This is a genomic window from Croceibacter atlanticus HTCC2559, assembly GCF_000196315.1.
GTDB lineage: Bacteria > Bacteroidota > Bacteroidia > Flavobacteriales > Flavobacteriaceae > Croceibacter > Croceibacter atlanticus.
In genome coordinates this window covers 149,259-170,986 of the sequence record NC_014230.1, presented here as the reverse complement: position 1 = coordinate 170,986, position 21,728 = coordinate 149,259, and the positions used below count along the sequence as shown (strand labels likewise).

Below are 21,728 nucleotides of genomic sequence, written 5' to 3'. Positions count from 1 at the left end.
AGTGAGTTGTTTAGTATACATTAAAGATGCAAAATTTCATAAAACGTTGCGTAGAAAACTATAAATAATAGCTGACACTTTGTCACTCGACAATGAAGCCCTATCTTTGCATTCAATTTCTTCGGAAGGCAAGATGTTATGGAAAAGATTTTAGATGAAAAATTACAAGGTAATAGCCTTGTCTTAGAGCAGGACGCTACTAATAAGCGTAAGCTTTTTATTGAAAGTTATGGCTGTGCTATGAATTTTAGCGACAGTGAAATTGTAGCTTCTATAATGGCTAAAGAAGGTTTTAATACTACTCCAAATTTAGAAGATGCAGATTTGGTTTTGGTAAATACCTGTTCAATTAGAGATAAAGCAGAACAGACTGTAAGAAAGCGGTTAGAGAAATATAATGCTGTAAAACGCGATCATAACCCAAATATGAAAGTTGGTGTTTTGGGATGTATGGCAGAGCGTTTAAAAAGTAAGTTTTTAGAAGAAGAAAAAATTGTTGATCTAGTTGTAGGACCAGACGCTTATAAAGATTTACCAAACCTTATAAAAGAGGTAGAGGAAGGTAGAGATGCTGTAAATGTAATTTTATCTAAAGACGAAACGTATGGAGATGTCTCTCCAGTGAGATTGCAAACCAACGGTGTATCTGCGTTTGTATCCATAACAAGAGGTTGTGATAATATGTGCACGTTTTGTGTTGTGCCTTTTACTAGAGGAAGAGAACGCAGTCGAGATCCACAGAGTATATTAGATGAAGTTAGAAACTTATCAGAAAACGGTTATAAAGAAATTACCTTATTAGGTCAAAATGTAGATAGCTACCTTTGGTATGGTGGTGGTATGAAAAAAGACTTTAGCAAGGCAACTCCTATGCAACAGGCTACCGCTACAGGATTTCCGCAATTATTAAAAATGGTTGCAGAAACATTTCCTAATATGAGAATTCGTTTTTCCACATCTAATCCGCAGGATATGACAGAAGATGTGATTAAAACAATGGCAGCCTACAGCAACATTTGTAAACACATACACTTACCTGTGCAAAGCGGAAGCGATCGCATTCTTAAAGAAATGAATAGGTTGCATACGCGAGAAGAGTATTTTAGTTTAATTGATACTATTAGGGCTTATATGCCAGATTGTAGTATCTCTCAAGATATGATTATAGGATTTCCTACAGAAACCGAGCAAGATCATAAAGACACATTATCGTTAATGGAAAAAGTACAATATAACTTCGGGTATATGTACAAATATTCAGAACGACCTGGTACAATGGCTGGTCGTAAAATGGAAGATGACGTGCCAGAAGAGGTGAAGAAAAGAAGGCTTTCTGAGGTTGTAGCATTGCAGAGACAACTAAGTCAACTTCAAACTGAAAAGAATATTGGTAAAACTGTAGAGGTTCTTGTTGAAAGAGAATCAAAAAAATCTGATAAAGAATGGAGTGGTCGTACTTCACAAAATGCAGTGGCAGTATTTCCAAAAGAGCATTATAAAGTAGGGGATTTAGTAAACGTAAAAATTCACGATTGTACAAGTGCCACGTTAATTGGTAATGCTATAGGCTATAGTGGTACTAATTAAGTAGAATTTTAAATTAAACCTGTAGTTTCAGGTACCAGCATTATGGAGTCAGTTCAAGTTACAAAACAACGTTTCGGTATAATAGGTAATGATACCAAGCTTAACCGAGCTATTGAGAAAGCAATAAAAGTATCTCCTACAGATATTTCTGTATTGGTTATAGGAGAAAGTGGTGTAGGTAAAGAAAGTATACCGCGTATAATACATTCCCTTTCGCATAGAAAACACGCCAAGTATATAGCTGTAAACTGTGGTGCAATTCCAGAAGGAACTATAGATAGTGAACTTTTTGGTCATGAAAAAGGTGCTTTTACTGGAGCTACACAAACTAGAAATGGTTATTTTGAAGTTGCAGATGGTGGTACAATATTCTTAGATGAGGTAGGTGAGTTACCACTACCAACTCAAGTACGTTTATTACGTGTTTTAGAAAATGGAGAGTTTATAAAAGTAGGATCTTCAAAAGTTCAAAAAACAAATGTTCGTATTGTAGCAGCTACAAACGTTAATATGTTTGAAGCTATAAATAAAGAAAAATTTAGAGAAGATTTATATTACAGGTTAAGCACAATCGAGATTGAGTTGCCACCTTTAAGAGAGCGTGAAGAAGATATTCATTTGCTATTTAGAAAATTTGCTTCAGACTTTGCCTTAAAATATAAAATGCCAACCGTGCGTTTAACAGATGAGGCAACTGCATTACTGCAAAACTACAGATGGTCTGGTAATATAAGACAGTTAAGAAATGTTGCAGAACAACTTTCTGTATTAGAGCAATCTAGAGAGGTAGATGCTCGCTCACTAAGAGAATATTTGCCAGATATGGGCAAAAACTTACCTGCTGTGGTTTCTAAAACAAAAAAGGATAGCGACTTTAGTAATGAACGCGAAATTTTATACAAGGTTCTTTTCGATATGAAAAGTGATTTAAATGACTTGAAAAAACTCACTATGGAGTTAATGAAAAATGGAGATTCAAGTCAGGTTAAAGAAGATAATGAAAGCTTGATTCAAAAAATTTATGGTGAAGATGATGAGGTGGCAGAATTTGAGGAAGAATTAGAAGACAAGTTTGAGGTCCTTCAAATCCCAGAAAACAATCATCCAGCAGAACGCAAAGAAGACAAATATCATTTTGCTGAAGAAATAGAAGAAGAGGAAACATTATCCTTACAAGACAAGGAACTTGAACTTATAAAAAAATCTTTAGAACGTCACGGCGGAAAACGAAAAGCCGCTGCACAAGAACTAGGAATAAGCGAGCGCACTTTATATAGAAAAATTAAGCAATACGACCTAAACTAAAACCATTAAAAGATGGTAAATCACACAGTTATGAAATTAAAACTTATTGTTATTATATGCCTTGCTTTTAGTATAACATCTTGCGGAATTTATTCCTTCTCAGGAGCAGATGTTGGTGAGGCTAAGACGTTTCAGGTTAACTATATAAACAACAACGCATCTATAGTTGAGCCAGGAATAGAACGTACGTTTAGATTAGAGCTACAAGACCTTATTCAAAATCAAACAAATTTAGGCTTGTCTACAGAAGGTGCAGATTTAATTTATGAAGGTGAAATTACAGAGTATTATATTGCGCCAATAACAGCAGTTGCAGAAAATACAGCTGCACAAAACAGGTTAACAATATCTGTAAACATTAGGTTTATAAATACTCTCGAACCAGAAAATGATCTGGAAAGACGCTTTTCGTTTTACTACGATTATCCTGGTGGGCAACAATTAATAGGAAGCACTTTAGCTACAGCTTTAGATGAAATCTATGAACGTCTTACACAAGACATTTTTAATGCAACATTAGCAAACTGGTAATTTGAATACAACAGAATTTATAGCACTTTTACAGCAGCCCTCAAAACTAACTGCATCTCAAACTAGAGCCCTAGAGGCAATCGTGGAAGAGTTTCCGTATATGCAATCTGCAAGGGCTATGCAGTTAAAAGGCTTAAAAGATTCAGAAAGCTTTTCCTATAATAAAGAGCTAAAGACTACTGCAGCACATACAGTAGATAGAAGTGTTTTGTTTGAATACATTACTTCAGAAGAATTTTCACAAAATGAAATTGCAAACACCCTTCAATCTCGAGATGACTATTTAAGAAATATTACAGTCTTTGAGCCCGAAGAAGTTATCACTCAAAAAAGTGTAGCTATTGATGATGCAATAAAGATGAAACTTAAAGAGGCGCATCAAGTATTTGACGAAGATTTGTTTGAATTGCCAGCAAAACCTTTAAAAAAAGCACCTAAAGAAGAGGATTTAAGTGCAGATGAAGCGGTAAAAGTAAATCAAGCTTCAGAAGAAGAGATAAAGGATAAGCTTCAAATTGGAAAACCATTAGAATTTGATAAGTCTGAGTCTCATAGCTTTTCTGAGTGGTTACAACTAACAGCTGTAAAGCCTATAGACAGATCTTCTGAAACATTAGAAAACCCAGTTTCAGACTCTAAAATAGGAAATAGGGCAGAAAGTGACGAAAAAGCGAAGAAATTTGAATTAATAGATAATTTTATTGCTTCAAATCCTAAGATAGTTCCTAAGAAAACACCACTTAATGCTAACTTTTTAAAAGACAACGAAGTGCCTCAAGAAAGCCTAATGACGGCTACTTTGGCAAGAGTTTACTTAGAGCAGAAAAATTATAAGAAAGCAATTCAAGCATATAAAATATTAATTTTGAAAAATCCCGAAAAAAGTAGTTTCTTTGCAGACCAAATTCGGGAAATAGAAACCCTGATAGAAAAACAATAATAATGAGCACGTTTACAATATTCTTAGTCCTAATAGTTATCGTAGCATTTTTGCTAATCGTCGTAATAATGGTACAAAACCCAAAAGGTGGCGGTTTATCTTCATCTTTCGGTGGTGGTGGTACACAACAATTAGGTGGTGTTAAAAAAACAACCGACTTTTTAGATAAAAGTACGTGGACACTTGCAACTGTAATGTTAGCATTAATCCTTTTGTCTAACATTAATTTATTTGGTGGCGCTGTAAGTACAGAGTCTCGTATTTTAGATGAAGATGCAGTACCTGCAACAACACTTCCGCAATCTACACCTGCAACAAACGATGCTGAAACTACAACACAAGCTACAGATAGCGTACAGTAGTTTTAAAGACATATTTACAATACAAAATGCCAGCTTATGACAAGCTGGCATTTTTTGTTTGTTATATGTCATAAGCGTAGTGGTGGCATACTTTTGGAATAGTATTAAGTCAAAAAATTAATTTAACTAATAACTAAAAATAAAGACAATGGCACTTAACATTAAACCATTATCAGATCGTGTTTTAGTAGAGCCTCAAGCCGCTGAAACTCAAACTGCTTCTGGAATATATATCCCAGAAACAGCAAAGGAAAAACCACAAAAAGGTAAAGTTGTCGCTGTAGGTGGCGGTAAAAAAGACCACGACATGACCGTTAAGGTCGGAGATATTGTTCTTTACGGTAAGTACTCTGGAACAGAGCTTAAATTAGAAGGTAATGATTACCTAATGATGCGTGAAGATGATATTCTTGCAGTAATCTAAATATAAAATAGTGTAGTCCATTTTAGGATGTTACACATTTTCAATTTAATTAAAGTAAAAACAGTATAAAGCATTAGTTTACCAACTAAGGCTTATGCATAAAGAATTTATAAAATGGCAAAAGATATAAAATTTGATTTAGCAGCAAGAGACGGCATTAAACGCGGTGTCGATGCTTTAGCTAACGCAGTAAAAGTAACTCTAGGACCAAAAGGTCGTAACGTAATTATTAGCAAATCATTTGGAGCACCACAGGTTACAAAAGATGGTGTTAGTGTTGCTAAGGAAATAGAATTAGAAGACGCTCTTGAAAATATGGGAGCGCAAATGGTTAAAGAAGTAGCTTCAAAAACTAATGATTTAGCTGGAGACGGTACAACTACTGCTACAGTTTTGGCTCAAGCAATAGTAGCAGAAGGTTTAAAGAATGTTGCTGCAGGTGCTAACCCAATGGACCTAAAACGCGGTATAGATAAAGCTGTAGAGGCATTAACAAAAGACCTTGCAAAGCAATCTAAAGAAGTAGGTAACTCTTCAGAAAAAATTAAGCAAGTGGCATCTATTTCTGCAAACAATGATGACCAAATTGGTGAGCTTATTGCACAGGCATTTGGTAAAGTAGGAAAAGAAGGTGTTATCACTGTTGAAGAAGCTAAAGGAACAGATACGTATGTAGATGTTGTCGAAGGTATGCAGTTTGACCGTGGTTTCTTATCGCCATACTTTGTTACAGATAGCGAAAAGATGACAACAGACTTAGAGAACCCTTATATTCTTTTAGTAGATAAGAAGGTGTCTTCTATGAAAGATTTATTACCAGTTTTAGAGCCAGTTGCTCAAACAGGTAAGCCGTTGTTAATTATTGCAGAAGATGTAGACGGTGAAGCATTGGCAACTCTTGTAGTAAATAAATTACGCGGTTCTTTAAAAATTGCAGCTGTAAAAGCACCAGGATTTGGAGACCGTCGTAAAGCAATGCTTGAAGATATAGCAATCCTAACTGGTGGTCAGGTAATTTCTGAAGAAAGAGGCTTTACTCTTGAAAATGCAACTATCGAGCAATTAGGTACAGCAGAAACTGTAACTATAGATAAGGATAACACAACAGTTGTAAATGGTTCTGGAGATAAAGACATGATTAAGAATCGTGTTAATCAGATTAAATCTCAAATTGAAACTACAACTTCAGATTACGATAAAGAAAAATTACAAGAGCGTTTAGCTAAACTTTCTGGTGGTGTTGCTGTACTTTATGTAGGTGCTGCAAGTGAAGTTGAGATGAAAGAGAAAAAAGATCGTGTAGATGATGCACTTCATGCAACTCGTGCAGCTGTAGAAGAAGGTATTGTTGCTGGTGGTGGTGTTGCATTAGTACGCGCTAAAAAAGTTTTAGAGAAATTAACTTCTGAAACTTTAGATGAAACTACCGGTATACAGATTGTATCTAAAGCTATCGAGGCACCATTACGTACAATTGTACAAAATGCAGGTGGCGAAGGTTCTGTTGTTATTAACAAAGTTCTTGAAGGTAAGAAAGACTTTGGATATGATGCTAAAACAGAGCAATATGTAGATATGCTTAAAGCTGGAATTATAGATCCTAAAAAAGTAACACGTATAGCATTAGAAAATGCTGCATCTGTTGCCGGAATGATCTTAACTACAGAATGTGCTTTAATCGATATTAAAGAAGATAACGCTGGTGGCGGAATGCCTCCAATGGGTGGCGGAATGCCAGGAATGATGTAAGACAAATACCCGCTAATGCAGGAATGTCTTCACTATAAATTTAAAACCTGTCAACTTTAATGTTGGCAGGTTTTTTTATTTGGGCGTTCCCTCATTATATTCGGTCAGGCTTTCACTACTCACTTTTTTGCGAAAAGCAAAAAGAGTTCAAACAAACCGTTCAATCCCTAACGCAGGATTTTCAACGCTCTTGTTATTTTGTGCTTGACACGGATTTTCTTTATCTAAAACTCCAACCTTTATAATTGTTAGAAGCCTCTAATTTATCTTCAAGGTCATCTTCTAAATGAGGGAAGAAATCAATGCCAGTTAATTCTTCAATTTTGTCTGTAGTCGTAACAAAATCATAGAGAGGTTTATTGGATTCTCTATGAGGAAATAAAAATGCTACAAGTTTTGGCTTACCATTATTGTAGTCTAAAACTAATTTATAAAAGTATTTAGGAACGGTAACATGTTCGTCTCCTATGGTTATTTCTGTGTCATTTAATATGCCACCAGTAACTACATAAACACCATCATATTTTGTAGCCCAATACCGCACCTTTTGTTCTAGCCTATTCCAAATACCAGCATTAAAATCGTGATCTTGTGGTGAAATATTACTGGTTAAAAAAGTTTCAGTAAACGCTTCTTTAGAAAACTTACGATCTCCTGCTGGGCAAAAATGACCTCTATCATAACCAGAATTCTTGTAGTTTCTCCAATCGGCCGACACTGTTGGAACGCCGTTGTCTACTTCAAAATAAGGTCTTTTAAAATCATTTCTAGAGATATGATTTTTTTTCAACTCATAGGCAACCCATTCGGCTTGCTCATTGTCTTCAGAATAAGATAAGGAGTAATACTTATGATGTACAATAGCACCTGTTGTTGAGGTTGGTAAAAAGTTACTGTTTGTAGTTTCTTTAAGCTCTTTAGCTTCTTTAATTAAAGGCTCTCGCTCTTTTTCATCTAAATAACTATTTACAATGTAAATTATAGAAACTGCTAATATGGTTAAAATGGGGTATATGTACTTTCGATTCATATTAAGTTTTTCTTATTAACTAATATTTAAATCAACAACATAACCTTCCCAATTTCTAACATTAAAAACGGTGTTGTCTTCAAAAATAAGATATTGTCCTTTTATGCCCTTTAACGTGCCTTTAAAAATTGGGGTCTTATCTAAATTTAAGCTCTTTACTTTTTCAGGATATTGCACTACAGGAAAATCGATATTGGTTTCACTGTTACTTTCAATAAAATAGGGCAGAGCCTCATCTGGAATATATTGTTTAAGGTGGTCTCTTACCGTTACTAAATTTTCATCTTTAATATCATTTTTTAACATTGAGCGCCAATTGGTTTTATCTGCCACATGTTCTTTTAAGGCAACTTCTGTAATACCTGCAAGATATCTGTTTGGTACTTCTACAATTTCAATAGCTTCGTGAGCGCCTTGGTCTATCCAACGTGTAGGGACTTGTGTTTTTCGAGTTACGCCAACCTTTACATTGCTAGAATTTGCTAAATAAACAATATGCGGTTTTAGTTGTACCTTCTTTTCATACTCTAGGTCTCTATCTTCAATATCTAGATGTGCAGTACTCAATTCTGGTTTCATTATCCAATCTCCAGCTTGAGGTTGGTTAAAAAAATCATCGTAACAGTAGCCTTGGCGGTAAATCTTTTTGTCTTTTCCACAAGCTAAACATTGGTAACGAACAAACTCTATAGATAATGTTTTATCTATAAGTTGGTTCATATGTATGAAGGAAGATTCAAAAACAAGATAGTATTGTACCGGACTTGCTAATTCTGTTTGCATCTTTGTTAAGACGCCTTGGTATTGCATAACTTATTTTTATTAATTTTAGTGGCATAAAGATAGTCAACGTATGCCATTTCCCATAGTCAATTCTGTTGCTTCCTGGTTTTTAAAAAAGAGGATTCACCAAATGGAATTATTTATAAAATATCCTAATGAGGTGCAACATGAACTTTTACACCAATTACTGTATAAAGCAAAAGATACAGAAATGGGTAAAACCTATGGTTTTGATACGATTACAAATTATAAAACCTTTTCGGAGCGTGTTCCTATTCAATCTTACGAACAATATACTGAGCGCATAGAGCGAAGCCGAAGCGGTGAAAACAACATTTTCTGGCCAACACCTATAAAGTGGTTTGCCAAATCCAGCGGTACTACAAATGCCAAAAGTAAATTTATTCCTGTAAGTGAAGACTCTCTCGAAGATTGCCACTATGCAGGTAGTAAAGACTTGTTGTGCATGTATCTTAATAATAATCCTGAAGCCAATTTGTTTACAGGAAAAAGTTTACGCCTAGGCGGAAGCAAAGATTTATATAAAGAGAATGGAACTGTTTATGGTGATTTATCGGCTATTTTAATAGATAATATGCCTTTTTGGGCCACGTATAGTAGTACGCCGAGCAATGAAATTTCCTTAATGAGCGATTGGGAAACTAAGATGCAGGCCATTGTAGATGAAACCATTACGCAAAATGTAACTAGTCTAGCTGGAGTGCCAAGTTGGATGTTAGTATTGCTAAATAATGTACTCGAAACAACTGGCAAGTCTTGTATACATGACGTTTGGCCAAATTTAGAGGTTTATTTTCATGGCGGTGTAAGTTTTGAACCTTATCGCGATCAATACAAGGCAATTATGTCTTCTGAAAAAGTGAAGTATTATGAAATATATAATGCTTCTGAAGGCTTTTTTGCAATTCAAGATAAAAATGATAGTCGTGATTTATTGTTGATGCTTGACTATGGTATTTTTTATGAATTTATACCAATGGATAGCTACGGTAGCGAAGAGGAAAGTGTTATTCCTTTATCTGAAGTAGAGTTAAATAAAAATTACGCCATTATAGTTACCACTAATGGAGGATTGTGGCGATATAAAATTGGAGATACAATTAGATTTACAAGTTTAAGTCCTTATAGAATACGAGTTTCAGGACGTACAAAGCATCACATAAATGTGTTTGGAGAAGAGCTTATTATTGAAAATGCCGAAGAAGCATTAAGAAAGGCTTCACAGCAAACAAATTGTGAGATAGTAGATTATACTGCAGGACCAATTTTTATGGAAGGTACCGAAAAAGGCGCACACGAGTGGATTATAGAATTTAAGAAAGCACCTGAAAGTATAGAGCAATTTCAAAAATGTTTAGATGATAGTTTGCAAACTATTAATAGTGATTATGAAGCTAAACGTTATAATAATATGACCTTAAATATGCTCACTGTTCACAAAGCTAAAGACAAGTTGTTTTATGAATGGTTAAAGAAAAACGACAAACTTGGAGGACAACATAAAATTCCGCGATTATCTAATACTCGGGATTATTTAGATGAGTTATTGAAAATGAATATTTAAATCTGCAATCTCTTAAATTAAGTTTAAACAGAAAAAAGACCTTGAATACAATTCAAGGTCTTTTTTTATTGTTATTGTAATAGATTCTGAATTAACTTCAGAATAAAAATAGATGTTCTTAACCTTTAAAACTTGCTATAGCTTCAATTGTTTTATCCAAGTCTTCATAACTCAATGCATCATTTAAGAACCAACTTTCAAAAGCGCTTGGTGCAATGTAAATACCGTTATCCAACATATGATGGAAAAAGCGTTTAAACGTATCATTATTACCTTTTACAGCTGTTTCAAAATCAGTGACATTTACATCTGTAAAATGCACAGAAATCATAGAGCCTTGTCTATTTATAGTATGAGTAATATTGTTTTTTTCTAGCGCTTCAGTAATTCCGTTATGTAAATATTCTGTTTTATCTTCTAAGCTTTTAAATAAATCTGTATTAGTGTTTATTTCTGTAAGCATTGCCAAGCCTGCTGCCATTGCTAATGGATTTCCGCTTAGTGTTCCAGCTTGGTAAACTGGACCAAGTGGTGCTAAGTGGTTCATTATCTCTTTGCGTGCTGCAAATGCACCAACAGGTAAACCGCCACCAATTACTTTTCCAAAGGTTACAATATCTGCTTTTACATTGTAAAGTTCTTGTACGCCACCTTTTGCAAGTCTAAATCCGGTCATAACTTCATCAAAAACTAATAAGATATTATGCTCATCACAAAGCGTTCTCAGTTTTTGCAAGAAATTATCTTGTGGTAAAATGCACCCCATATTTCCTGCAACAGGTTCTAAGATGATACAAGCTATCTCGCCAATATTAGCCTCAATAAGTGTTTTTACACCTTCAATATCATTGTAATTTGCTAGCAATGTATCTTTGGCTGTGCCTTGGGTTACACCAGGAGAGTTCGGGCTTCCAAATGTTACTGCTCCACTACCAGCTTGTATTAAAAATGAGTCGCTATGGCCGTGATAGCATCCCGCAAATTTTATGATTTTTTCTTTTCCTGTAAAGCCTCGTGCTAAACGTACTGCACTCATACAGGCTTCTGTTCCACTATTTACAAAGCGAATCATATCTATATTTGGAACCATAGATACGGCAAGCTCTGCAATTTTGGTTTCAATTTCAGTTGGTGTACCAAAAGAGGTTCCTAACTTTGCTTTTTCTACTACTGCATCAATTACAGGTTGGTGAGCGTGTCCTAAAATCATTGGTCCCCAAGACGCTATGTAGTCTATAAAGGTGTTGCCATCTGCATCGTGTAGGTAGGCGCCTTTTGCTTTTTCAATAAAAATAGGTGTGCCGCCAACTGCATTAAATGCTCTTACTGGTGAGTTTACACCACCAGGAATTACCTTTTGGGCTTCAGCAAAAAGTGCACTACTTCTTTTATAAATCATATCTTAAAAATCTTTTGGGAGAGGTTTTACGTAAAGCACTTGGCCAATAGAAATATCGTTACTTGTAAGGCCATTAAAATCCTTAAGTTGCTCTACAGTAATATTATGTTTTTTAGCAATTCTGTATAAGGTGTCTCCTTTTTCTACAGTATATCTATTATTATTTTCGGTGACTTTTTTAACATCTTTTCCGGTTTTACCTAAGACTTGAGCATCATATTCATAAAGTTTATAGCGTTCTACTAGGCTTATGAGTTTATTAGGATACCTTGGGTCTGTTGCATATCCTGCTTCTTTTAAACCTTTAGCCCAACCTTTGTAATCATCTTTCGATAATTTAAACAAACCCATATAGCGCTTGCGTTCAGTTAAGAATAATGAGTGATCTCTAAAGGAATATTTTGCATCGTAATATTTTCTGAAGCATTCTTGGGCTTTATCATCATCATGGTAAACTTTACCACCTTTCCAACCGTGGCATTTAATGCCAAAATGATTGTTGGCTTTTCTGGTAAGTTCACCTTCTCCAGCTCCAGATTCTAAAATACCTTGCGCTAAAGTAATACTAGCTGGTATGCCGTAAATTCGCATTTCTTCCATTGCTATTTCTGCAAAGTCTGCAACATATTTAGAAGACTTGTCTTTGTAGGTTTTCTCCTTTATAGTTTTAGTAACATCATCCTGAATTTCTGCAGGCGTATCTTCGTAAGGTTCGTTCTTACTATTTTTAGGTTGTTCTTGATAAACTTGTCGTTCTTTTTGCTCTTTTTTTGTTGTAACCACTCTTTTCTTGCTTCCACAGGAAGCTAATAAGAATGTTGATAAGATGAAGAAAACTAATACTCTAAAATTCATAGGCTAAATTTCTATAGTTGGGAGTCCTTTTTTAGATAACAAAGTGTTCATACCGGATATGCCTTGAAGACCTCCAGTATGGATTGCTAAAATACGGGAATTTTGAGGAAAATACCCAAGTTGTATAAGATCCTCTAAGCCAAAAATCATTTTAGCTGTATAAATAGGATCTAATAAGATATTTTTACTTTTTTTATAATTATTAATAAACGTTACCAAAGCCTCATTTATTTTAGCATAGCCTCCAAAATGATAATCTGTAATGAGCCTCCAGTTCGTTTTATTCGTATATTTTTTAATCTCAGAATTTAAAAAATCTCCTTTTAATGCTGGAAATCCTAACACTGTTTGGTGTGATTTTGATGCGTTTATAATCCCAGAAATTGTACCTCCAGTACCTACTGGGCAGCATATAAAGTTAAAACTTGAGGTTTCTTGTGTTAAGATTTCTTCGCATCCTTTTACAGCTAAATCATTGGTGCCGCCTTCTGGAATGATATAACTGTTAGGAAATTCATTTTGCAGTAGTTTAATAAACTGCGAACTATTTTTTTGCCGGTATGTTTCTCTAGATATAAACTTAAAATGCATACCATTTAGATGTGCTTTTTGGAGTGATGGATTGTTGCTTAACGTAAGCTGAAGGTTTTTACCTAATTCTTCACCTCTAATTACTCCAACAGTTCTAAAGCCATTTGCTTTGCCAATTTCAGCTAAAGCAGAAATATGATTAGAATAAGCACCTCCGAAAGAAATTAAAGTACTTTTTTGAGTTGATTTTGCTTTTTCAAGATTCAATTTTAATTTAAAATTCTTGTTCCCGTGTAGGTTAGTGGAAGCTTTTGTTAAATCTAAAACTTGATAATTAATCATAAAATAAGAATGCCTTTTACTTGGAAGGAATGAGAATTTATATGAGGCAAAAATACGGGAATAAATTAGATTGAATTTTTTATTCTTAACTCTTTGTTAATCAAATATAAACGAATGTTAATTTTATTAAAATGTTATAATATTATCAATTATGTATGGTTGAACCATAATATTGTTACTAATAATGCATAAATATTTTAATATTATGAAATAATTGTTACTTTCGGAAACATCAAATTAATGATTATGGCCCCAAACATTACTCGTTATATAAGCGTGTTTAGCATGCTTATATGTTTTTCTTTCCTTTCTCATTCTCAGGTTGGTATAAATACAGATAATCCAGCGCCTGGTGCTCTCCTCGACATGAATGCTTCTGATAAAGGATTTTTAATGACTAGGGTAGCGTTAGTTGCAACTGATAATCAAACACCAATAACACCTAGTCCCACGACAGGCTTGTTAGTTTATAATACAGCAACCTCTGGTAGTGGTAGTACACAGGTAACTCCTGGTTTTTATTACTGGGATGGAACAGCGTGGCGTAGATTGTTTAATCAAGGTTATACCTTGCAATACAAACAAACTGCAGCAAGAACTGTAACAACTACAGGAAATACAGTAATAACCGGATTAGATACAGGTAATGGATTTACCGTGCCATTTAGTGGTATTTATCAAGTTGTGATACAAGTTTATTATTCTTGTGGCGCTCAATCAGGAACAGATGATGCTGCATCTCAAGGTTCTATAGGCTTATGGTATAATGAAAATGGAGGTGGATTTCAAATACCTAAAGAGGCTTATATAACATCTTCTTCAAAATACATTGGAGGAACAACATTTAACCATTTAGGAAATCAAGCAACAATAGTTCATAATTTAGAATTAAGTGCATCAAGTTCTTATAGAATTGTAGCAGTTGGTAGAGAATGGTTAAGTGTTAATACTACAGAGAGGCCAGTTATTGGAAGACAAACTAATGTTACAGATTATCCAGGTTCATCAACCGATGATGCACAATTAGGTACAATGACAATTTCTTTAATTAAACAGTACTAATATGAAGTTGATTTTACTTTTTTTTATTGCTGCAATTACATTCAATTCTTACTCACAAGTAGGCATAGGTACTACAGATGTTAATGAAGATGCATTACTAGAACTTGATGATGCTAATAAAGGTTTTTTGATTAATAGAGTGTCTCTTAACTCAAGACAAGATGTTGTTAGTGTAACTCCTTCTGCAACAGAGGGCTTAATGGTGTATAACACAAATAATGCTGGTGCGGGTAGTGATGTAGTTAGTCCAGGTTTCTATTTTTGGAATGGAAGTGAATGGGGTAAAGTTTTTTCTGAAGGATATAGTAGACAGTTTACACAAACAGAAACTGTAAGAGCAGAAGATCAGACAACAGTCTACACACTTCCAGGTTTAGATAATGATATTGTTGCGCCGCAAAGTGGGACTTACCAAATTTATGTTATTGGTTATTACGCAGCAGGTATAAGAGGAAATGAATCAAACTCTTATGACGCAAATGGCACTTGTTCAGTTTGGTTAGAAATTGATGATGTAAAGGTAGCAGAAGCTTTTATAAGATCTTCTTCAAAGAGAATTCGAGATGATAATACAAATAGTACAAGAACCTTTTTAGCTCTTTCACGACAGGGTAATATAATTTATAATGTTGATCTTCAAGAAGGACAAACATATAATTTTAAAGTAAGAGCTAAAGAATGGAGTCAAAATAATTCAGATGGTCCTTTTAGCCCAACACCAAATGGAAGGTTTGGTTTTTGGGGATTAGATTCTGATCTATATCAAGGGTCTCCAGGTTATACTGATACTGCAGCAAGAAATATGATGACAATTACACTTCTAAGAAGATATTAAAATAAATTTTACAATTAATCCCCAAACAATTTATGAAACCTAGAAATTTTTATTTTCTAATACCTTTCGTGGTACTCCTAACTTACATATTTTATTATACAAACGATACAAATTCAACTAGTGAAAACATTAATACTAAACAAGAAAAAAACACCTATTATGAACGAGAAAATTTAGAAGACGGAGACACATTTTCAATTGTAGCATATGATCCTTCTACAGGTGAAATTGGGAGTGCTGGTACAAGTTGCGTAGCTCAAACAATAGATTTCCTGGGCGATTTAATTACTAATAATTCAGGAGCTATAATTGGAGGAATTAATACTCAAGCTGCTTATATTGCCCAAAATCAAACAATAGCAAGAAACAGAATGTTAGCAGGAGATACACCTCAAGAAATTGTAGCTTATATGGCTGCAAATGATTTTCAGGGAAACTCCAGCACAAGACAATACGGAGTTGTAGGATTCGATGATTTTGGCAACTTAACTACTGCTGGTTTAACAGGTAATGGAACAGGTAGTTTTGCAGATCATATTACTGGTGTAAATTATGCCATACAAGGTAATATTTTATGGGATTCAGATGTGTTAACAGATATGGAAACTGCTTTTTTAAATACAAATGGAACATTAGCTGATAAACTAATGGCTGCCTTAAAAGGAGCAAAACGAGTTGGTGGAGATAGCAGGTGTGATACTAGAGGAAATAGTGGAAGGTCTTCATTTATAAAAGTTTTAAGACCTGGTGATTCTTCCCCATATATCGATATCACTTTAGGACCAGTTGTAGATGGAGTAGAGCCAATTGATGAACTTGAATGTGCATTCATAAATGCAACTAGTCCTGCAATTTGCTTACAAACAGTATCAACATTTCCATATGTTATGGATTTTGAAGATTTTGTGTGGGACAAAGACATTTCTTCATGTGGTTCCTTAAATAATAATGCCTCTTGGATTCGTACGCAATTTGCTACACCTTCTCAAAATACAGGTCCTGCAACTGCAAACCAAGGTGAGAAATATATGTTTGTTGAATCATCTGATGTTAATAGTACGAGTTCATTTAGTAAGAAAGCAGTAATTGGTTCTCCGTGTTTTCAAATTCCAGAATTTCATTCAGCTCAAATTTCTTTCGACTACCATATGTCTGGAGCAAGTATGGGAACTCTTAACCTCACTGCACAGACAAGTTCTGGGACAGAAGTAATTTGGACACGTACAGGTAATCAAGGTGCAAATTGGGTGAACGATGAGACAGTAGATTTAAGTGATTATGCTGGGCGTACCGTTAAATTTAGATTTGACGCTACTACTGGAACTAGTTTTACTAGTGATATGGCAATTGATGACATAAAGATTACCACAGTAAGAGTTCCTATTAATTTTGAATTTGATGCAGGAGTTTGGACCCCAAATAACCCAACATTAGTAGATAATCCTTCAACAAATATTGATAATATTGAAATTGTCTCAGGTAACCCGACGTTTACTAATGAGGTAATTGCTAATAATGTAACAATTTCAACTGGATCTACTTTAGATTTAGGAAATGCAACACTTTCTCTTTCAGGAAATTTAATAAATAACGGTTCTTTAAATGCAGGTACAGGTACATTACTGCTTAATGGGGATAGTGCTCAAACTGTTTCAGGAAATGCTATAGCTTTAAATAACTTTACTGTTGCAAGTAATTCAACCAAAACATTACAAACACCTGTTTCAATTAGTGGAACAATGAATCTTTCTAACGGAGTTTTAAATACGAACAATCAACTTTCATTTTTAAACACCTATGATGAGCTAAGTCAGACTCATACTAATGGAATGTTAGATGAAGTTACTGGAGGATCTATTGTAGGAAATGTATTAGTGCAGCGCTATTTTCCTGCTAAAAGAGCATATAGGTTAGTAGCGTCTCCAGTTACTACAACAACAACTATTAGAGAGAACTGGCAAACAGATGGTAATGTAGTGCAAGGTTTTGGTACTCATATAACAGGTGCTGGTGGAACGACAAATGGTTTTGACGCTACTGGTACTAATAATCCATCAATATTTACTTTAAATACTGTTGGGCAAAATTATGAAGTATTACCAAACACAAATGCTAACACTCTAAGTGTGGGTAATGCATACTTGTTAATGGTAAGAGGAGATAGAACTATTGATTTGACAGATAACAACGCAACTCCTTCTAACACAATATTAGAATCTATTGGTGAGCTTCACATAGGAAACTTTAACTCTCCTAATATTAGTACTGTTGAAAATGGATCTTCATTGATTGCTAATCCGTATCAAGCATCGGTAGATATGGCTTTAGTATTACAAAATACAACAAACTTAAACCAAAGGTATTATCACGTTTATGATCCAACAATTAATAGTAGAGGTGCTTTTGTTACTGTAGATACACAAGAGAACACAAATAGCCTTACGTTTGGAACAGGTATTTCTCTGTCTTCTGCTAATAAGTTTTTGCAGCCTAGTCAAGCTGCGTTTGTAAACACAGTAACTAATGGTGCTGCGACACTACAGTTTACAGAAGGCTTTAAAGACTTATCTGGTAATGGTACAAATGTTTTCTTTGCAGAGTTAGAGCAGCAATCCATAGGAGTTGCACTTTACAACAGTGAAGATGAATTAAAAGATGGAACTCGCATAATTTTTAGTGAAGAGGATACTAATGCTGTAACTCAATTAGATGCAATTAAAAATCCTAATTTAGATGAAAATATATCTACTAAAATTGAAGAGCAAGAATTTAGTATACAGCGTAGAGCATTTGCAATTGCAGAAGATGAAATTGAATTCTCTATCACAAATTACAGAGAAGATAATTACAAATTTAAATTTCAATTTGAAGATTTAGAACCTTCAACACTTGTGTACTTATATGATGCATATTTAAATACACAAACTCCCTTAAATATTAATGGAGAAACAATTGTGAATTTTAATGTAAATGAAACTAATGCAAGTAGAGCTTCAGATAGATTTAAGTTAGTATTTCAAACAAATGTATTGGGAGCTAACGATATAAATTTAAATAGTTCAATTACTATTTCACCAAACCCAGCAAGCCAATTTATTTTAATATCTAATCCACAATCAATAGGCATTAATTCAATTGTGATTTATGATCTTATGGGGAAACAAGTTATTAAAAGAACTAATGGCCTTAATAAAATAGACATATCAAAATTAGAAAGTGCGTTGTATCTCGTTGAGGTTAATTCAACTTTAGGGTCCTTCCAAAAACGTTTAATTGTGAATTAATTTATAGCACATAATCTTAGTTGAAAAACCTCCTATTTAAGGAGGTTTTTTTATGCAATTAAATAGCATAATGAGTTCATATAGCACAATAATTTAACGGTTAAAATATACTTATGGCAAATAAATTAGCTTAATATATTGTTTTTAATAATTATTTAAATATAATTGTAGTGTATATCCTACAAGCCATGAAAATAAAACTACAAAAATATCTTATTGTTACTCTACTGGTATTAGGTGTGTTACCCTTTACTTACGCGCAAGTGGGCATAAATATTACCGATCCTAATGGCGGTGCCCTTTTAGATGTTAGTTCTAGAGAAAAAGGAGTTTTAATCCCAAGAATAAACATAACCGATTTAACAACTATTGCTCCAATATCTGGACTTATATCATTTGCAGAAGAAATGGCTGCAGAAAGTCTATTAGTATATAATATTAATGACACAACTGGAAGAGGATTTCATTATTGGGATGGTACAACTTGGATACCTTTAGGAGATAAAAATTTAGGAAAAGATGACTTAACTCAGTCTGAAGAGCCAAGAACTTATGATATGAATGGCGAGGATCTTAATTTTACAAATGGTGCTTTCGGTATAAATACACCTAATCCCAATGGTGCAATTGAAGCTACAAGTACAGAAAATTATGATGCCTATACATTTACTCAAGATAACAGTTTAACTGGAGAAAAGGATGTCTTTACTATTGAAGATCAAGATGCAGGTGGCGGTGCACAAGACCACAGCTCTGTACTAAAAGTGCTAAAAAGTGGTAATATTAACTCAGGTGATAATGGGTTTAGCTTAATTGAATTGGCAAACACAGGCTCAGATCCTGGTGCTAATAAGTATTGGATTTCAGGGAGGAAGATTGATGAGTCTGCAGTGCTTTGGGGAGTAGATATTACAGACAATGATTTTTGGTCTAAAGGTGGATTAACTCTTGGTATTACAGAAAATACAAATGGAACATATTCGAGTGGAAACTTTAGAGTTAATAGCAATGGCTATACAGGAATAAATAATACCAATCCTTTAGAGGCTTTACATATTTCAGGAACATCTGAAACAATTAGAATAGAATCCTTAAATAGCACTAATAATGCTTCAAATAATGGAGTTGATGATGCTGTAGTGTATGTGGATTCGAATGGTGATTTAAAAATTAGGCCATCATTAGTTCAAAATAGTATGCCAGAAGACAATCTTACTACATTTATTCCTGCTTCAAGAGATGTTACAAGTTCTAATGGTACTTTGACTCAAGAAACACTCTATACTACAAGTATAACTCTAACTCAAGATGCATTAGTTGAAGTAGTATACCAAATTGGTGTGAATATAACAGATTCTTCATTTAATCCAATTACAGATGGTAACCCAAGACAATATGGTACTGCATTATTTATCGACACAAATTTAGTTGGTTATACATCAGAAGCATACACAAGTCGACCATCAGGTTTAACAGCTTCATCTAGAATTCTGTCAGGAACATTTTTTTTAAATGGGAACGGTTATGCTCAATTAACTGGTTCTCCGGCCGGAACTACTTATGATTTGTCTGTAATAGGTTTTGTAGCTGCAGGCAACGGTTTTGGAGTAAACGGTGAGTTTGGTGGTAATACTGGCGTAGATCGCTTTCAAATTATTTTACATTATTAATTATGCTAAAAAAGATATTTATAGTTTTTATATTGGGATTCAGTCTTCAAAGTTTTTCTCAAATTAATAAAGCACTGAGTGAACAATTAATTGAAAATTTTACTAAGAGTAAAAATAACTCTACAATCGATAAAAATGATAACCAAACTAAAATTAAACGAGTAAATAAAGGAAAAACTGCAATATTAACCCCTTATAATGCGAAAGTGCATAATGCATTTATTTTTGAGATAAAAAAAAGTAACAAAAGACATATTCCAAAGTTGAAATCTTTATCTATAAATGAAAAATTAGAAAAATCACAAATGAAAATTTTAAGTAGAATTCTGGAAAGAAAAAATAGCAATTAAAACTTCTATTTAGATTTATTTTTTGTCACACTTATTAAGAGTGTCGTCACAAATATTTGTATTTAAGCTATTTAGTGTCTGTTAAGTAGGATAATACTCACTATTCGATTACATTTATTATTGTAAATGATAATTGAAGTTAAATGAACCTACTAAAACTCAACGTTTCAATTTTTATTAGTTTGCTGTTCTCTATGTCAGTGTTTTCGCAAGTAGGGATAAATACAGATTCACCTGCAGAAGATTCTATTTTAGATATTGAAAGTACAGATAAAGGAATTTTAATCCCAAGAATAAACCTTCCAGATGCAAACTCTATTTCACCAATTACTAATATTCCAGAAGGAAATTCTGAAGGATTGTTAGTTTACAATACCAATCCGGGAAATGAAGGTTTTTACTATTGGAAAGACAATAAATGGAATGGCATTTCTGGTAATACTATTGGAGATATTAAAAATGGTTTTCAAATAGAAGATCATGGTGGCTGGTATATTTTAGATGGACGCTTAATTTCTTCATTACCACCAAAGGCACAGGCTCATGCTGAAGCAATTTTTGGAGTTACTGCAACTAATTTACCTGATGCAACCGATAAATTTTTGAAAGCCAAAAATGGTTCAGAAACATTAGCTAGCACAGAAGGAAGTAATACAGTTTCAATTACACAAGCTAATTTGCCAAATTATAATTTACCAACAGCAACTACAGATGTTAAAGGTGATCATGGTCACCAGTATCAAGATAAAGGAAGTGATGAGATTGAGGTTGTTGTAGATTTAACCTTTGGTGATATAATGCTTACAGTCGCAGGTATAATAAATGTAAATTTAGGACCATTACTATCAAGTGGTACAGAAATTTATACAGAACAAGTTGCAAATAAAAATTCAGTATCAAGAAACACAGCAAGCGAAGGCAATCATACTCATGAAGTTGTTGTCAATTCTGGAGGATCTAACGAACCTCTAAACAATGTGCCTTCTAGTTTAATCACTAACGTTTTTGTATATCTGGGTGAGTAGATACATGCTTTTTAATGTATAGATTCATATTCACAACACAATTTAATATTACATCACTAGTAATTGTATTTTATCTTTA

The 21,728-nt window shown here is 33.9% G+C and carries 19 protein-coding genes; 14 read left to right on the top strand and 5 right to left on the bottom strand.

Going from position 1 to position 21,728, the window contains the following annotated elements; genetic code table 11:
* The first annotated feature begins 138 nt into the window (after positions 1-138).
* The 7 genes from miaB (at position 139) to groL (ending at position 6,898) form a co-directional block, all read left to right on the top strand.
* Entirely contained in the window at positions 139-1,587 is a 1,449-nt protein-coding gene (miaB, locus tag CA2559_RS00700) for a tRNA (N6-isopentenyl adenosine(37)-C2)-methylthiotransferase MiaB (RefSeq protein ID WP_013185910.1), read from the top strand.
* A gap of 42 nt (positions 1,588-1,629) precedes the next feature.
* Positions 1,630-2,892, top strand: coding sequence for a sigma-54 interaction domain-containing protein (locus tag CA2559_RS00695; RefSeq protein ID WP_013185909.1), 1,263 nt, complete (start codon positions 1,630-1,632; stop codon positions 2,890-2,892).
* Positions 2,893-2,922: 30 nt separating this feature from the next.
* Positions 2,923-3,423: an LptE family protein gene (locus tag CA2559_RS00690; protein ID WP_041240840.1), complete on the top strand. Its 501-nt coding sequence runs from the start codon at positions 2,923-2,925 to the stop codon at positions 3,421-3,423.
* Position 3,424: 1 nt separating this feature from the next.
* Complete coding sequence (locus CA2559_RS00685) at positions 3,425-4,363, top strand: hypothetical protein (protein WP_013185907.1); 939 nt, start codon at positions 3,425-3,427, stop codon at positions 4,361-4,363.
* Between the two features lie 2 nt (positions 4,364-4,365).
* Complete coding sequence (secG, locus tag CA2559_RS00680; RefSeq protein ID WP_041240839.1) at positions 4,366-4,725, top strand: preprotein translocase subunit SecG; 360 nt, start codon at positions 4,366-4,368, stop codon at positions 4,723-4,725.
* Between the two features lie 148 nt (positions 4,726-4,873).
* Positions 4,874-5,149: a co-chaperone GroES gene (locus tag CA2559_RS00675; RefSeq protein ID WP_013185905.1), complete on the top strand. Its 276-nt coding sequence runs from the start codon at positions 4,874-4,876 to the stop codon at positions 5,147-5,149.
* A gap of 114 nt (positions 5,150-5,263) precedes the next feature.
* Entirely contained in the window at positions 5,264-6,898 is a 1,635-nt protein-coding gene (gene groL, locus CA2559_RS00670; RefSeq protein WP_013185904.1) for a chaperonin GroEL, read from the top strand.
* Between the two features lie 220 nt (positions 6,899-7,118).
* On the opposite strand, the gene CA2559_RS00665 is transcribed toward groL, so the two are convergent.
* Together CA2559_RS00665 and CA2559_RS00660 are read right to left on the bottom strand one after the other, a co-directional pair.
* A complete protein-coding gene (locus CA2559_RS00665) occupies positions 7,119-7,928 on the bottom strand; it encodes a DNA/RNA non-specific endonuclease (RefSeq protein ID WP_013185903.1) in 810 nt (269 codons plus the stop codon).
* A gap of 15 nt (positions 7,929-7,943) precedes the next feature.
* On the bottom strand, positions 7,944-8,738 hold the full coding sequence (locus CA2559_RS00660) for a DUF2797 domain-containing protein (protein WP_013185902.1): 795 nt from the start codon (positions 8,736-8,738) through the stop codon (positions 7,944-7,946).
* Positions 8,739-8,781: 43 nt separating this feature from the next.
* On the opposite strand from CA2559_RS00660, the gene CA2559_RS00655 reads away from it, so the two are divergent.
* Positions 8,782-10,296: a GH3 auxin-responsive promoter family protein gene (locus CA2559_RS00655; protein ID WP_041240838.1), complete on the top strand. Its 1,515-nt coding sequence runs from the start codon at positions 8,782-8,784 to the stop codon at positions 10,294-10,296.
* A gap of 118 nt (positions 10,297-10,414) precedes the next feature.
* Here CA2559_RS00655 and hemL read toward each other — a convergent pair whose 3' ends face one another.
* Genes hemL through CA2559_RS00640 form a run of 3 tightly spaced genes read right to left on the bottom strand, consistent with a single transcriptional unit; the run spans position 10,415 to position 13,423 of the window.
* Positions 10,415-11,695 (bottom strand): glutamate-1-semialdehyde 2,1-aminomutase, encoded by a 1,281-nt coding sequence (gene hemL / locus CA2559_RS00650; protein WP_013185900.1) that lies wholly within the window; start codon positions 11,693-11,695, stop codon positions 10,415-10,417.
* A gap of 3 nt (positions 11,696-11,698) precedes the next feature.
* Positions 11,699-12,550, bottom strand: a complete 852-nt coding sequence (locus CA2559_RS00645) for a glucosaminidase domain-containing protein (RefSeq protein ID WP_013185899.1) — start codon at positions 12,548-12,550, stop codon at positions 11,699-11,701.
* Between the two features lie 3 nt (positions 12,551-12,553).
* A complete protein-coding gene (locus CA2559_RS00640) occupies positions 12,554-13,423 on the bottom strand; it encodes a 1-aminocyclopropane-1-carboxylate deaminase/D-cysteine desulfhydrase (RefSeq protein ID WP_013185898.1) in 870 nt (289 codons plus the stop codon).
* A 246-nt stretch (positions 13,424-13,669) separates the two neighbouring features.
* Here CA2559_RS00640 and CA2559_RS00635 point away from each other — a divergent pair, with 246 nt between their 5' ends.
* The 6 genes from CA2559_RS00635 (at position 13,670) to CA2559_RS00610 (ending at position 21,649) form a co-directional block, all read left to right on the top strand.
* The gene (locus CA2559_RS00635) at positions 13,670-14,485 is read left to right on the top strand and encodes a hypothetical protein (protein WP_148232757.1); all 816 of its coding nucleotides are present in this window, start codon (positions 13,670-13,672) and stop codon (positions 14,483-14,485) included.
* Between the two features lies 1 nt (position 14,486).
* A complete protein-coding gene (locus tag CA2559_RS13480; RefSeq protein ID WP_013185896.1) occupies positions 14,487-15,320 on the top strand; it encodes a hypothetical protein in 834 nt (277 codons plus the stop codon).
* A 32-nt stretch (positions 15,321-15,352) separates the two neighbouring features.
* Entirely contained in the window at positions 15,353-18,604 is a 3,252-nt protein-coding gene (locus CA2559_RS00625) for a DUF1028 domain-containing protein (RefSeq protein ID WP_013185895.1), read from the top strand.
* 188 nt (positions 18,605-18,792) lie between these two features.
* A complete protein-coding gene (locus tag CA2559_RS13475; RefSeq protein WP_013185894.1) occupies positions 18,793-20,274 on the top strand; it encodes a hypothetical protein in 1,482 nt (493 codons plus the stop codon).
* 2 nt (positions 20,275-20,276) lie between these two features.
* A complete protein-coding gene (locus tag CA2559_RS00615) occupies positions 20,277-20,624 on the top strand; it encodes a hypothetical protein (protein ID WP_013185893.1) in 348 nt (115 codons plus the stop codon).
* A 194-nt stretch (positions 20,625-20,818) separates the two neighbouring features.
* Positions 20,819-21,649 carry a hypothetical protein gene (locus CA2559_RS00610; RefSeq protein WP_013185892.1) on the top strand — a complete coding sequence of 277 codons (831 nt, stop codon included), beginning with the start codon at positions 20,819-20,821 and terminating at the stop codon, positions 21,647-21,649.
* Positions 21,650-21,728: the final 79 nt, after the last annotated feature.